Raw genomic sequence first — 13761 nt, forward strand, 5'->3', positions numbered from 1 at the left:
CCGCCGTTCCGGGTTCACTGGTCGGCGGCTCCGCCGTCACGGGTTCACTGGTCGGCGGCTCCGCCGTCGACATGGCCTGCTGGGATCTGTGGGCTCGTATGCAGGGGGTGCCCCTGGCCCATGCGATCGGCGGGACCCGCACCTCTCTCACCGCCACGGTGCGGATCGGGGCGGAACGTTCGCTGGAGAGCCTTGTGAGCCGGGTCAACCGGCACGTGTGCGGGGGATATGCGCACGTCACCCTGGATGTGTCCCCTGGGTGGGATGTCGAGCCGCTGCGGGCGGTGCGCCTGGCCTACCCCGGACTCGCGATCTCCGTCGACGCTCAGGCCGCCTACACGCCGGCCCAGCTCGACCAGCTAGCCGCTTTCGATGCATATGGCATCACCACCCTCGAACGCCCCTTCATCCCCGGCGACCACAGTGCCCACGCCGACCTCCAGGAGCGCATCGCCGCCGCGGTGGTGGTCGAGGTGCACTCCCTGCAGGAGATCGCCGAGCTGACCACGGCCCACGCGGCGCGGGCACTGTTGCTGCGGCCGGCCGACTTCGCGAGCCTTTACGAGGTACGGCAGGTGCACGATCGCGCCGTCGCCGCGGGGTGGGACATCGTCTGCGCCGGCGGCCAGGGCACCGGCCTGGCCAGAGCCGCCACCGTGGCCGTGGCCAGCCTCCCCGGCTGCACCCTGCCGTGCGACGTCACCCAGCCCCCGAAGGCCGCGCAGATCGTCACTCCGCCCGTCGGCGCCTCCGGCGGTGTCGTGGCGGTGCCCTTCACCCAGCCCGGCCTCGGCCACCTCGTCGACGAGGACCGCCTCCGCCGCCTGGCCAGGGACTCCTTCCGGGTGTGACGACCGTCCGGCGCCTTCAGGTTGCCGGTGCGTACGGCGGAGCCATGCCTGTCAGCCGGATGTCGAGTGGTCGGCACGGCCCCCGCGGGCGATGAGCCGGGTGACGAGTATCGCCAGGGCCGCGACCTGCAGCATGCCGCACACCAGCACCGACCACCCGTAGGGCCGGTGGGGAGGCCACTGGCCGGCCAACAGGTCCCAGGCCGACACCAGGGTCAGGAACGTGACGAACACCGCGGCGCCCATTCCGGCCCACAGCCGGGGCCGCCCGCTCGGCCGCCAGAGGAGCCGTCCCACGACCGCAGCCTGCACCAGCCCGGGCCAGGCGTTGAGCAGAACGTTCCACGCCTCACCGGGGAGGGCGCCCGCCGCCCACGGATAGACGACCAGGTTCACCAGGGACAAGGGGAACGCCAGCAGGATGGACAGGAGCGAACCGTATACAACATCGGTGAAATGGCCGCCGCCGAAGGTCATCATCCACGACACCACCCCCGTCGCCGTCGCGTAGGCGAGGGCGACGACACAGGCGAGGACGTTGAGTGCGGTGGTGCGCGGCATGCGATCCATGATGACCTTTCATACTGGTTCGCGAACGCATTTTCCTTGGAGGCGAGTAGCCCTTACGGCAGATGTGGCGCGGCACCCCCGGGTCGTAAGCTGCACCGCATGCAGGTGGAAGAGGACATCCTTGGGCCCGGTTATGAAGCGATAGTGCTTCCGATGGAGGACGACGACGAGGGTGAGGTCGTGGCGACGCTCGTGCGTCGGCGCGCCCCGGGCGGCTCACGACGGGCCGTGCTTTATCTGCACGGTTTCACCGACTACTTCTTCCAGACGCACCTGGCGGATTTCTTCACCGCCAAAGGCATCAACTTCTATGCGTTAGACCTGCGCAAATACGGCAGGTCGCTGCGCCCCCATCAGACCCGCGGCCTGGTGCGCAGCGTCACCGACTATTTCCCCGAGCTGGACGAGGCCGTCCGCGTCATCAGAGAGCTCGACGGCAACGACCATCTGATCCTCAACGCCCACTCCACAGGCGGCCTCGTCGCCTCCCTCTGGGCCGACCGCGTGCGCGGCCGCGGCCGGGTCCAGGCGCTCATCCTCAACAGCCCCTTCCTCGACCTCAACGTCCCAGCCCCCGTGCGCGGCCTCGCCGACCTCATCAAACGCGGCGTCGCCCGAGCCCCCGTCCGGGCCGTCCTGCCCATCGTCCTCACGACTGCATATGGCATGAGCCTGCACACCGACCACCACGGCGAGTGGACCTACGACCTCGAGTGGAAACCCATCGAAGGCTTCGCCGTCCACGCCACCTGGATCGGCGCGATCCGCCGAGCCCAGCGCCGCCTGCACGCCGGGCTGGCGGTCGACGTGCCGGTCCTGGTGATGTGCGCGAGCAAGGGGTTACGCCTGACGGCGTACACCCCCGAGGCGATGGAGGCCGACGTGGTGCTGGATCCGGCCCAGATCGCCCTCTGGTCGACAAGCATCGGCCCCCACGTCACGTGCGTCCGCATCCCCAACGGCGTCCACGATCTGGTCCTGTCGGCCAAACCGGTGCGCGCACGCGTGTTCGACCAGATGGACCGCTGGATGACCACATTCGCCGACACCCAGGCGCATCCCCCGGCAATGGAGACCACTTAGCGCGAAGCTCGCCGCCGCCAGGTCGACCGAGTGATCCCAGCGGGCCGAGTGCCGGCAATGGAGACCACTTAGCGCGAAGCTCGCCGCCTATTCTCATGGCTGCCGGCGGCGGCTCGGCACGTTCCCTTCTGCTGCCGCACCGAGTCTGTGTTTTCGCGATCGCCACGCTTGTGACCAGGTCAATTTCGTAAACCACTTCCGTGGACGTGACCGGTCACCTCGTTGCGGAGGGTCGTGAGGCTCGGTGTGCTTTCAGGGTGGCGAGCAGGGTGTGAGGGCGAGGCCGGCGGCCAGGCAGGCGAAGGGCACTGCCGGCAGGACATACCTGTGGTCGAAGTCCAGGACCGCGACAGGCAGGACCAGCAGCCGAGCGCACGGGAGCCGGCGAAAAGCGCCCGGCAGATCGGATATCTCACGACATCTCGGGATCTGGGACCCTATTCGGGACTCGAAGCCAGGACCCGAGAGGAGAGAGCGGCGCTTGTTTGGGATCGTTCGCCCCTGCCGCCATGGAATGTGCGGCGGGCTGTTCAAGGAGTGGATGGCCCACCTGTGTGGCCTCTGCCTGGCCTTACGCGATGAACACGGCCACCTGTCGCGTCTGGTGACCAACTACGACGGCCTCCTGGTCTCGGTGCTCACCGAGGCCCAAGCCCCCGCCACGTCCCCCCACCGCCGCGCCGCCGCCTGCGCCCTGCGCGGTTTCAAGGGCGCCGACGTCGCCGACGCCTCCCAAGGGGTGCGCCTCGCCGCCGCCACCTCACTCGTGCTCGCCGCCGGCAAGCTCCGCGACCACATCGCCGACGCCGACGGCCCCTACCGCCGCCGCACCGTGGCCGCCGCCGCCGAACGCGTCGCCGCCCGCTGGTCGCGCGCGGGTGACCGTACGGCTGCCGCCGTAGGCTTCGACACCGGCCACCTGACCGCCGCGGTCGAGGAGCAGACCCGCCTGGAACGCTCCTGCGGGCTCGGCCTGCTCGAAGTCACCACGCCCACCGAAAGCGCCGTCGCCGCGGCCTTCGCCCACACCGCCCTCCTGGCCGGCAAACCCCACAATCAGGAGGCACTCCGCGAAATCGGCCGCTACTTCGGTCGGCTCGCCCACATCCTCGACGCCGTCGAGGACCTGTCCGACGACCGCGCGGCCGGCGCCTACAACCCACTGACCGCGACCGGCACCGGCCTCACCGAGGCCCGCCGCCACTGCGACGACGCCCTTCTCGGCCTGCGCCTCGCCGTCGGCGAACTCGACCTGGAGCACCCCCGCCTCGTGCGCGCCCTCCTGGTCAAGGAACTCGACCGCTCGGTCACCCGCATATTCACCATGGCCTCGCCCGAGACACGCCCGGACGACCCCAAGCACACCAAGCGCCGCCGCCGCGACCCCGGCGGCCTGCTGTCCATGGCCTGCGCCGCCGTCAGCTGCTGCACATGCGGCCTCTACCGGGCACCGTGGGACGAGGAACGCGAGAACTCATGTGCTCAGCGGTTCGACTGCTCCGGCTGCGACGCCTGCGGCCAGTGTTGGCAGGGTTGCACGGCGTGCGGCGAGGGCTGCAACTGCTGTGGCTGCGATTGCAACTGCTGCGACTGACGGGGTGAGGCGGGACGTCACCAGGGGAACGCGTACAACCCGTAATAACCCGCCGCCACCAGCAGCAGCGCCGTGCTTCCCAGCACGCCGGTGATCGCGGTCTTCTGCCACCGGGTCGGCTGCCAGCCCTCCCGCAGGCCGGTCACGACGGCCGAGACCGCGGTCACCTCCTGCACAAGCATCAGCAGCGCCAGCACCCTGATCACGAGCCACCCGGAGAGTACGGCGGGCCACGCGCCGGCCTGGTTGATCGAGAACAACACCAGCAGCGTGATGAACGCCATCACCGACAACAGCAGTCCCGCCCCTGTCCACGCCATACGGCGGAGCCGGCGGCGTATCGGCGGCCACACCATGGCGCCGGTGGCGACCCGTCCGGTGCGGCCGCGCAGCCGGACCACCATCTCGGCGAGGGGGGCTGCGACATAGCCGACGACGGCCAGGCCCAGGGTGAAGCTGAGGACGGCTCCCCGGGCATACCAGGGGGCGGCGGGCACGTCGGTGGCCTCCACGCGTTGCACGGCCTCCGCACCCGCCATGTGCACCGTGGGCTTCGCCGTACCCGGCAGGCCCTTGATCCAATTGACCAGCGTCGGCAGATAAGCGGGGGCGAAGGGGCCGCCGCGGATGCGCATGGCGTGGTCGGCGCCCTCGAGGAAACGAATCGTGTAGTCGTCGTTGCCGGCGGCCTTCAGGCCCTTCAGGAGGTTCTGGGTGCTCTCCACGAAGGGGATGGAAGGGTCGTTGGTGCCGTACAGCGCCAGGACGGGCTGCTTGATCCCCGCCAGCGCCGGGGCGGCGTCGTAGCGGAGGAAGCGGAAGCCGATCGCCCCCATGGCGCGGGTGAGCAGGTCGCGCACGCCGAGGGGCGCGTAGAGGCGGTGCAGCTGCTCCCCGAGCGCCCAGGCGACCTGCCGCATCGGTGACACGTTGGGCGCCGACACCATCACCATGAACCCCACCCCGGAGTCCTTGGCGTCGGCCGCGATGGGCGTGACCCAGGTGCCCTCGCTCACGCCCCAAAGGCCGGTCCGCGCCCGGTCGACGTCGGCCCGCTGGTGAAGCGTCCTGACCATATGGAGGGCGTCGTCGGCCAGCAGGCCGAAGTCGCGGTTCTCGAAGTTGTAGCCGACCGTCCGCTTGTCGTAGACGAGCGTGACGAGGCCGGCCTTCGCCAGCCACTCGGCCTTCTCATCGAAGTCGGCGCGGGTGCCCGCCCCCGACCCCTGCACGAAGATCAGTGCGGGGTGCGGCCCCGGGGCCTTGGGGGCGCGGATAGTCGTCCCCAGAGAGATGCCCCCGCGCACCGGCACGGACAGGTGTTGCACGGTGATCGGCTGCAGCGCGGTGACGGGCCGCAGCTCCGACACCGGCTGCGCCGGGATCGGCCCGAGAGTCTGATCTCCCGGCAACGGCGGCGGATCGAATCGCGGTGGCAGCACATAACCAACTGTCGCAAGGATCAACAACACCAAACCAGCAGCTATCCCTAGCCTGCCCCGGTCCGTCAGCGGACCGAATCGTTCCCCGAACGTCTTACTTCCTCCTCTGCGCCGGGGAGCGCACGGCTCCACTGGTCGAAAGTGTGCCCCCCGCTCTTTCAGCGTACTCGCCGGTTTCTCCATAGCGCCTGTGGCCAATGGGGCCACATGTGTCAGTGGGACCTGTTAGCTTCGTGCGAATGCGCGTGCTGCACACCTCCGACTGGCACCTCGGCCGGTCATTCCACAAGGAGAGTCTGCTCCACGCCCAGGCCGCGTTCGTCGACCATCTGGTCGAGACGGTCCGCGCCGAGGCGGTGGACGCCGTCGTGATCTCCGGCGACGTCTATGACCGCGCGCTGCCCCCCGTCGACGCCGTCGCCCTGTGCGACGAGGCGCTGCGCCGCCTGTCGGCGCTCGGCGTCGCCACCGTCGTGATCAGCGGCAACCACGACTCCGCGCTCCGCCTCGGGTTCCTCTCCGGGCCGCTCGACCGCGCCGGCGTGCACATCCGCACCGACCCTGCCGCCGTCGGCGAGCCCGTCGTGGTGGGCGGCGTCGCCTTCCACGCCATCCCCTACCTCGAGCCCGACCTCGTGAAGGAGACCTTCGGCCTCACCGAGCGCGGCCACACCGCGGCGCTCGGCCACGCCATGTCCCTCGTGCGCGCCGACCTCGCCCGCCACCGCCGCCCCTCGGTGGTGCTGGCCCACGCCTTCGTCACAGGCGGCAGCGCCAGCGACAGCGAACGCGACATCAGCGTCGGGGGAGTCGCCCACGTGCCCGCCGAAGTGTTCCACGGCGCCGACTACGTCGCGCTCGGCCACCTGCACGGCCGCCAGTGCGTCAGCCCCACCGTGCGTTACTCCGGGTCTCCGCTGGCCTATTCTTTCTCGGAGGAAGGCCACGTCAAGGGCACCTGGCTGGTGGAGCTCGGCACGCCGGGCGAGGGCGGCGCGTTCGTGTCCGCCGAGTTCGTCCCCGCCCCCGTCCCCCGCCCGATAGCCCGCCTCGCCGGCCGGCTCGACGATCTCCTCACCGACGGCAGCCACTCCCACCTCGAAGACCACTGGCTTCACGTGGTGCTCACCGACCCCGTGCGCCCCCGCGCCGCGATGGAGCGCCTCCGCGGGCGCTTCCCCCACACCCTCGCCCTGTCCTTCGAGCCCGAGGGCGGCGAGGTTCCCCAGCCCCGTGCCCCCCGCACACAGTCCCGCCCCGAGATCGACGTGGCCCTCGACTTCGTCCGCGAGGTGCGCGGCGAGCCCGCCGACGAGGCCGAGACCGGCCTCATCCGCGCGGCGGTCGAGGCGTTCCGCAAAGAGGAGGCCGCCCGGTGAGTCGCCCCGAGGGAGGTGCGCGCCGATGCGCCCTCACCTGCTGACCCTCACCGCCTTCGGCTCGTTCCCCGGCACCGAGCGGGTCGACTTCGACACCCTCGGGCAGGCCGGCCTGTTCCTCATCCACGGCCCGACCGGCGCCGGCAAGACCACCGTCCTCGACGCCGTCTGCTTCGCTTTGTACGGCAGAGTGCCAGGCCAGCGTGACAGCGCCCGCAGCCTGCGCTGCGACCACGCCCCCGAGGGCCGCCCGCCCAAGGTCACCCTGGAGGTCACCCTCCGCGGCCGCAGGCTGCGCCTCACCCGCTCTCCGTCGTGGCACCGCGCCAAACTCCGCGGCACCGGCACGATCGAGGAGAAGCCCAAGGTCCTCGTCGAGGAACTCCTCCCCGGCGGCGCCGTCCGCGCCCTCACCACCAGGCTCGACGAGGCGGGACACCTCGTCGGCGAGCTGCTCGGCATGAACTCCGAGCAGTTCTGGCAGGTCGCGATGCTCCCTCAGGGCGACTTCGCGAAGTTCCTGAGATCCGATGGCGACGACAGACGGCGCCTGCTTGAGCGCCTGTTCTCCGTCAAGGCATTCGCCCACGCCGAGAAGTGGCTCGCCGAACGCCGCACCCTGGCCGGCCGCGAGGCCCAGACCCTCCGCCAGGAACTCGACCTCGTTCTCGAACGCCTCGCCGAGGTCGCGGGCGAACTCCCGGCACTACACGAGCTTGCGCACGGCACAGCCGGCTTTGATCAGCCGTCCGAGAGGGTGGCCGCCTCCGCTTCGCCCGCGGGGCAGGGTCACGGCCAGGCCGGCCTTGGCGGGGTCGCCTCCGCGCCGGACGTGGGCCGGTCCGGAGTCCACGGTCAGATCGCTCCACCGGAGGCCGGCCTTGGCGGGGTTCACTCTGCATCGGTCGTGGGTCGGTCCGGAGCTCATGGTCAGGCGGGCGACGCTCCTGATGCCGCCTTCACCCCGGACGAGGAGCGGCCAGGTGGGATAGCGGCCGGATTCGGCCGTCCGGATGTGGTATCCGCGGTTGTCCCTGAGCCCCGGGAGGGTGACGCCGAGCGCCCGTCTCCCGAGGACGATCCGCTGCCATGGGCGGACATGCTCCTGCGGTCGGCCGTCGCGGCGGTCGAGAGCGCCCGGGCGGCCCACACGGCGGCGACCACGCGGGCCCAGGAGACACGCACGGCCTACGAAGAGGCGGTCGCCCTGGCCGAACTCCGGCGCCGGCACGCCGACGCGACCGTCCGCCTCAGGGCCTTAGAGGAGACCGCAGAAGAACAGGCCGATCTGGAGATCATCCTCGCCGAGGCGGCCCGCGCCGACCGGGTGTCACCGTTGATCGAGGTGGCGGAGCAACGGGCGCAGACGGCCCTGAAATCCGGGGCCTTCGCCGCCGACGCCGCCTCCCGAGCCCTGCCACTGCTGCCGGAGACCACCGGCTCGGCGGACCCAGGGGCCCGGCGGCCGGTGACCGACAGCTCCGGAACTTCTCTCACGGCGGTCTCGGAAGCCCCTTGGGCGGTGACCGGCAGCTCCGAGGTGCCTCGCCTGGCGGGCTCGGGGGCTCTTTGGCCGGTGGGCGACAGCCCCGAAGCCACTCACGCGACGCCGGAAGCCCTTCGGCCGGTGGTCGACGGCTCCGAGGCGTCTCACCCGGCGAAGGGTGCTTCGCCATATTCCTCGTCTCAGCGGGATGTGGTCGCCCCGGAGACCCTCGCCGCGGCCGAGCGGGAGCGCCGGGACGAGATCACCAGGCTGGCCGAGCTGCGCGCCGAGGAGGTGCGGCTGACCGAGGTGCGGGGCGACCTGGGCCGGCTCGCCGCCCGCCACGACGAGCTGGAGGAGGAGCGCGCCGGCACCGCGGCCCTGACGGCGGCGCTGCCCGCCCGGCTGGAGGCGGCCGAGACCCGCCTGGCCGAGGCCCGCCTCGCCGGCGCCCGCGTGCCCGCGGCCCGATCCCTCCGCACGAGCGTGGCCTCCCGGCTCGACGCCCTGCGCCACCGCGACACCCTCATGAGCGAGCTCACGGCGGCCGTGGGCACGGCTCGGGCCCACCTGGCCGGTCTCCCCGAGAACCTGGGCAGTCGCGCCGCGCCCACGATCGGCGGGACCGCCGCGGACGAGGCCGCCGAGGTCGGCGCCTCCGGTGCCGTGCCGCCCGCATCGGCTGAGGCGGGCGATGGCCCCGCGGATGAGTCTTTGAGGCACTCCGCACGGACTCTCCTGGCGGGCGGCGCCTCGCCTGGCGCGGAGCACGCTCGCGATGTCGCGCCGGGTGAGGCCGGTGGCAGTCTCGTGGCCGGGCCTCCGATCGATGTGGAGGAGGCCGAGGGCGCCCTGGCCGGGCTGCTCGGTGTGCCGGTGGACGGCCCGGTCGCGCCGGTTGAGCGGGTGGGGGAGCGGCTGGCCGAGGCGGAGCGGGTGTGGCGGGCGGAGCTGGCGGTGCTCGCGGGGATGCGGGCCGACGAGGACCGGTTGAGCGAGGTCGGGCGGCTTCTGGCGGCAGCCGAGGGGGTGCTGGCCGCCTTGGACGAGCGCGCGGTGGAGGTCGCCTCGCGGGCGGCGGAGTTGCCGGGATTGGCCGACGACGCGTTCGCGCGGCTGGCGGAGGCTCAGGAGCGCGCGGCGGGGCTGCCGGGGGCGGAGGCGGCCAAGGACGGGGCTCACGCCGTACTCGTGGCGGCTGAGCGCAGGGAACTGCTCCTCGGGGAGCTTGAGGAGGCCGCGGGGGAGCGGCTGGAGGCGGTTGAGCGGGCGCAGGAGCTGCGTGAGCAGTTGCAGGACCTCCGGCAGGCGCGGCTCGACGGCATGGCGGCCGAGCTTGCACGTGATCTTGTGCCGGGTGCGCCGTGTGCGGTGTGCGGGTCGGCGGAGCACCCCGCGCCCGCCGCGGCGGAGGCGGAAACCGTCCCCACGGGAGAGGACGAGGAGGCCGCGCGTGTCCTCTACGACGGGGCGGTCGCCGAGCGTCAAGCGGCCGAGCAGGCGCACGCCGTGCTCTCGGAGCGCCTCGACCAGGCGATGCTCGCGGCCCAGGGGATGACGGTCGCCGAGGCGGAGGCGGCACTGGCGGCGGCGGAGGAACATCTGACCGCCGTCGCGGCGGACGCCGAACGAGTGGGATCCCTGGAAACCGAGGCGCGGCGGCTCTCCGCCGAGGTGGAGAGGGTGCGTGACGAGGCGCACGAGTGTGATCGTGCGCTGGCCGAGGAGAAGGCCAGGCACGGCGAGCTCGCCGGAGAGCGGGAGAGGCTCGGCCTCCGGCTCGATCGGGCGCGCGGCGGCGACGCCGACCTCGCCGCGCGGCGTGCCCGTCTGACGGAGGAGGCGGATCGCCTCGCCGGAGCCCATGAGGCCCTCACCCGCACGTCCGCGCTCGCCGTGCGGCACGCGGAGGCGGTCGCGGCCCTCGCATCGATCTGCGTGGACGGCGAGGCGGTGGCCGAGGTGCTCTCCTGGGACACGGACGAAGCGGCAGGTGCATATCCCCCCAATGTGGAGGGATCTTCCCAGGAGCTCCTAGAGCGCATCAACCGGATCGTCGCCGCCCTGACCGCACATGCGGCGAAAGAGCCTGGGTCCGCCGCCGCACTGGACGAGGTGGGCAAGGAGGCCGCGGCCCTGCGCGACCGCGCGGAGCGGGTCGCGCTGGCGCTGGCCGAATGCCGCACCCGCGCCGCCGAGCTCACGGCGGAGGCGGAGCGTTCGGCGGCGCGCATCGACCGGGCGCGCGGCGGCGACGCGACCCTGGCCGTGCGTGTCGAGCGGCTCGGGGTCGAGGCCGAGCTGCTGCGGGAGGCGAGCGAGGCGGGCACGGCGGCGCGTACGGCTGCCGCCGAGCACGTGGCGGCGGTCGAGCGGGCCGCGCGGGCTGCCGCCGAGCACGGCTTCGCCGATCTCGCCGATGTGAAGGACGCATACCGCGATCCGCAAGCGCAACAGGAGATGGCCGCGCGGCTGCGCGCCTTCCACGCGGAACGCACGGCGGTCGCCCGGCTCCTCGACGACCCCGACCTCGCCGCCGCGGCCGCGGGCCCGGCTCCCGACCTGCCCGCCCTGATGGCCCACCGCGACGATGCGGAGGGCGTCGCGACCCGGCTGGCCTCGGCGTCCGACCGTGCGGGCCGCACCCGGGACCGCCTCGCCGCCCTGCACGGCGAGCTCGTGGCGGCCCTTGAGCGGTGGCGCCCCGCCGCCGAGCGGCACCGCCTCAGCGAGAGCCTCGCCGCCCTGACGGCCGGCACCGCCACCGACAACCGGTGGCGGATGAGCCTCACCGCCTATGTGCTGGGCGAACGGCTCAGCCAGGTGGTCGCGTTCGCGAACGAGCGCCTGGACCACATGTCGGGGGGCCGCTACATGCTCCGTCAGGACATGGCGAGAACCGCCGGCAGCCGTTCGCGCTCGGGCGGCGGCCTCGGCCTGAGCGTCGTCGACGGCTGGACGGGTGTCGACCGCGCCCCCGCGACGCTGTCCGGAGGGGAGGCGTTCATCACCTCCCTGGCCCTCGCTCTCGGCCTGGCCGACGTCGTCACCATGGAGGCGGGCGGGGCCGAGATGGGCGCGCTCTTCGTGGACGAGGGCTTCGGCACGTTGGACGACGAGACGCTGGACGGCGTGCTCGACATTCTCGACGGTCTGCGCGACGGCGGGCGTGTGGTGGGGGTCGTCAGCCACGTCGCGGAATTGCGCAACCGCATTCCCCATCGGCTGCGGATTGTGAAAACCCCTGCCGGTTCCAGCGTCCGGGCAATGGGCGACCTGAGACCCGGCTAGAGGTCAGCTCCGCGCGTCCAGCCCCGCCTCCAGGGTGAAATACCAGCCGGGACTCACGCCGTGGTCGATGAAGTTCCCAAGGAACCCCGGCACCGTCTCCTCACGGTTCCAGTCGCGCTGCAACTCGCACGCCACGGAGTTCCATGTCGTCGGCCTGGCCCCGGCCTGGAACATCCGGGCCAGCGCCGAGTGGTGGGCCTCCCGGGAGGTGCCGCCGACGGCGTCGGTCACGGGGTAGACCTCGAACCCCTCGCGCAGTGCGTCGAGAGTCGGGAAGAGCAGGCACGCCTCCGTCCAGAGCGCCGCCATGAGCAGCTTGGTGCGCCCGGTGGCCTTCACCGCCTCGACGAAATCGGCGTCCTCCCACGCGTTGATGGAGGTCCGGTCGAGTTCGGGGATGTCCGGCACGACGTCGCGCAGTTGCGGGATCGTGGGCTTGTTCCGCCCCGTCTCGACGTTCACGGTGGACAGGATGATCGGCAGCTCGTGGAGCAGGGCCGTCTTCGTGAGGGCCACCACGTTCCGCACCAGCGTGCCGCGCTCGATCGAGGCCGAGGTGTAGACCTGCGGCGGCTGGTAGTCGATCAGAATCAGCGCCGCGTTGCCCGGTGCGAGCAGGTGATCGGTTGAGGGATCACGTCTCGCTGAACTCGTCATGGCCGTCTCCCTGGTGCTCGGTCACCGTCACCTACCCGGCGCGGTCACCGATATGGGCGACTTGACCAGGACATCGGAGTTGGCGGAGGCCCTCAATACCCGCGGGTGCGCCGTGAGGCGGGGCGGATGCGGCGGGCCAGGCGCCTGCTGCTGAACGCGCGCAGGATCTCCGCGCCCAGGATGACCCCGGCGCCGACGGCCAGCGCCGTGGAGACCGCCTGCACCAGCTGGAAGGTGCCGCTCGACAGGTCGCCCAGGCTGACGTCGAGCATGCCGCGGTAAAGCAGGGAACCGGGGAGCAGCGGGCCGATCGCGGGCACCACGAGCACCATGGCGGGGATCTTGACCAGCTTGGCGTAAGCCGTACACAGCAGGCCGATGACGGCGGACGCGACCGCGGTCGCGAGGATCGGCGGGAACTCCGCCTCCGAGAGCAGGACATAGGCGGTCCAGATCAGCCCGCCGCCCAGGGCACCCGGCAACACGTGACGCGGGGGGACGTGCAGGGCGATCGCGAACGTCAGGCTGACCGCGGTCGCGCCGAGCAGTTGCGGCGCCTCGAGCGACAGCGGCGCGACCGGCACGTCGTCCACGGTCACCGGCACCCCGAGGCGGATGCCCAGGCTGATCGCGGTGCCGATGCCGGACACGATGCCCACCATGATGAAGACGACCTCGGTCAGACGTCCCGCCGAAGTGACATATTCCCCGGCGATGCCGTCCTGCACACAGGCCACCAGCGCGCGCCCCGGCAGCAGCGCGACCACCGCGCCGACGACGACGGCGGAGGCCTCCACCGGCACCTTCTGCCAGATCAGCCCGATCGCCACCAGCGTGCCGATCAGCGCCGCCACGACCAGCTGGAAGAACTCCGCGACACCCCGGCGGGCCAGCCAGGCGCCGGTACGGTCACCCAGCACGGTGGCCACGAACGCCGCCACCGCCACGATCGGCCCGCCGCCCACCAGCGTGCTGGCCGCGGCGGCGATGAGCGCGAGGCTCGTGACGATCACCCAGCTCGGGTAGACCCCGACCCTGCGGGTGATCTCCCGCAGCCGGGCCGCGGCGTCCGGCAGCGGCATGCCGCCCGCGTTGATCTCCCGCACCAGGGAGTTGACCGCGATCAGGCGGTCGTAGTCGGGCTGGCGCCGCCGTACGCGCCGCTCGGCGGTTATGGGAGCGCGATCACCGTCGGGGATGTAGGAGATGCTGATGTTCGACAGGTTGACGTCGGCCTCGCACTTGCGCAGGCCGTAGGTCGCGGTGACGCGGCGCATCGCCTCCGAGGCGCTCTCGGTCGCCTCACCGCTGCCCAGCAGCAACTCACCTATGCGCAGGGCCAGGCCCATGGCGCGATAGGTGTCGCGTTCGTCCAGATCGGTGGTGTTTGTACTCATTGGCCCCTGTG

9 protein-coding genes are annotated in these 13761 nt (G+C 71.9%); 5 read left to right on the forward strand and 4 right to left on the reverse strand.

The features are described from left to right. On the forward strand, positions 1–851 hold an 851-nt coding region (locus Ssi02_RS12190; protein WP_204024929.1), incomplete at its 5' end, for an enolase C-terminal domain-like protein. Positions 852–902: 51 nt separating this feature from the next. Here Ssi02_RS12190 and Ssi02_RS12195 read toward each other — a convergent pair. Then, positions 903–1421, reverse strand: a complete 519-nt coding sequence (locus Ssi02_RS12195; RefSeq protein ID WP_204024931.1) for a hypothetical protein — start codon at positions 1419–1421, stop codon at positions 903–905. A gap of 99 nt (positions 1422–1520) precedes the next feature. Between Ssi02_RS12195 and Ssi02_RS12200 the strand changes: the two genes are divergently transcribed. Both Ssi02_RS12200 and Ssi02_RS12205 read left to right on the forward strand, forming a co-directional pair. Continuing rightward, positions 1521–2504, forward strand: a complete 984-nt coding sequence (locus Ssi02_RS12200; protein WP_204024933.1) for an alpha/beta hydrolase — start codon at positions 1521–1523, stop codon at positions 2502–2504. A gap of 481 nt (positions 2505–2985) precedes the next feature. Further along, entirely contained in the window at positions 2986–4098 is a 1113-nt protein-coding gene (locus Ssi02_RS12205; RefSeq protein WP_204024935.1) for a DUF5685 family protein, read from the forward strand. Positions 4099–4115: 17 nt separating this feature from the next. Here Ssi02_RS12205 and Ssi02_RS12210 read toward each other — a convergent pair whose 3' ends face one another. Continuing rightward, positions 4116–5540 (reverse strand): alpha/beta hydrolase family protein, encoded by a 1425-nt coding sequence (locus tag Ssi02_RS12210; RefSeq protein WP_239128841.1) that lies wholly within the window; start codon positions 5538–5540, stop codon positions 4116–4118. Positions 5541–5779: 239 nt separating this feature from the next. Here Ssi02_RS12210 and Ssi02_RS12215 point away from each other — a divergent pair, with 239 nt between their 5' ends. Together Ssi02_RS12215 and Ssi02_RS12220 are read left to right on the forward strand one after the other, a co-directional pair. After that, positions 5780–6919 carry an exonuclease SbcCD subunit D gene (locus tag Ssi02_RS12215; RefSeq protein WP_204024938.1) on the forward strand — a complete coding sequence of 380 codons (1140 nt, stop codon included), beginning with the start codon at positions 5780–5782 and terminating at the stop codon, positions 6917–6919. A gap of 25 nt (positions 6920–6944) precedes the next feature. Beyond that, positions 6945–11696 (forward strand): AAA family ATPase, encoded by a 4752-nt coding sequence (locus Ssi02_RS12220; RefSeq protein WP_204024940.1) that lies wholly within the window; start codon positions 6945–6947, stop codon positions 11694–11696. A 3-nt stretch (positions 11697–11699) separates the two neighbouring features. On the opposite strand, the gene Ssi02_RS12225 is transcribed toward Ssi02_RS12220, so the two are convergent. Next, positions 11700–12353 carry a hydrolase gene (locus Ssi02_RS12225; protein WP_204024942.1) on the reverse strand — a complete coding sequence of 218 codons (654 nt, stop codon included), beginning with the start codon at positions 12351–12353 and terminating at the stop codon, positions 11700–11702. Between the two features lie 92 nt (positions 12354–12445). Next, on the reverse strand, positions 12446–13750 hold the full coding sequence (locus Ssi02_RS12230) for a threonine/serine exporter family protein (protein WP_204024950.1): 1305 nt from the start codon (positions 13748–13750) through the stop codon (positions 12446–12448). Between the last annotated feature and the right edge of the window lie 11 nt (positions 13751–13761).

The organism is Sinosporangium siamense, assembly GCF_016863435.1.
In the GTDB taxonomy this organism is placed as follows: domain Bacteria; phylum Actinomycetota; class Actinomycetes; order Streptosporangiales; family Streptosporangiaceae; genus Sinosporangium; species Sinosporangium siamense.

What these genes read in the sequence shown, in the direction of transcription:
- Ssi02_RS12195 (WP_204024931.1), bottom strand. Translation starts at nt 1,421, where the DNA reads ATGGATCGCATGCCGCGCACCACCGCACTCAACGTCCTCGCCTGTGTC.
- Ssi02_RS12200 (WP_204024933.1), top strand. Translation starts at nt 1,521, where the DNA reads ATGCAGGTGGAAGAGGACATCCTTGGGCCCGGTTATGAAGCGATAGTG.
- Ssi02_RS12215 (WP_204024938.1), top strand. Translation starts at nt 5,780, where the DNA reads ATGCGCGTGCTGCACACCTCCGACTGGCACCTCGGCCGGTCATTCCAC.
- Ssi02_RS12220 (WP_204024940.1), top strand. Translation starts at nt 6,945, where the DNA reads ATGCGCCCTCACCTGCTGACCCTCACCGCCTTCGGCTCGTTCCCCGGC.
- Ssi02_RS12225 (WP_204024942.1), bottom strand. Translation starts at nt 12,353, where the DNA reads ATGACGAGTTCAGCGAGACGTGATCCCTCAACCGATCACCTGCTCGCA.
- Ssi02_RS12230 (WP_204024950.1), bottom strand. Translation starts at nt 13,750, where the DNA reads ATGAGTACAAACACCACCGATCTGGACGAACGCGACACCTATCGCGCC.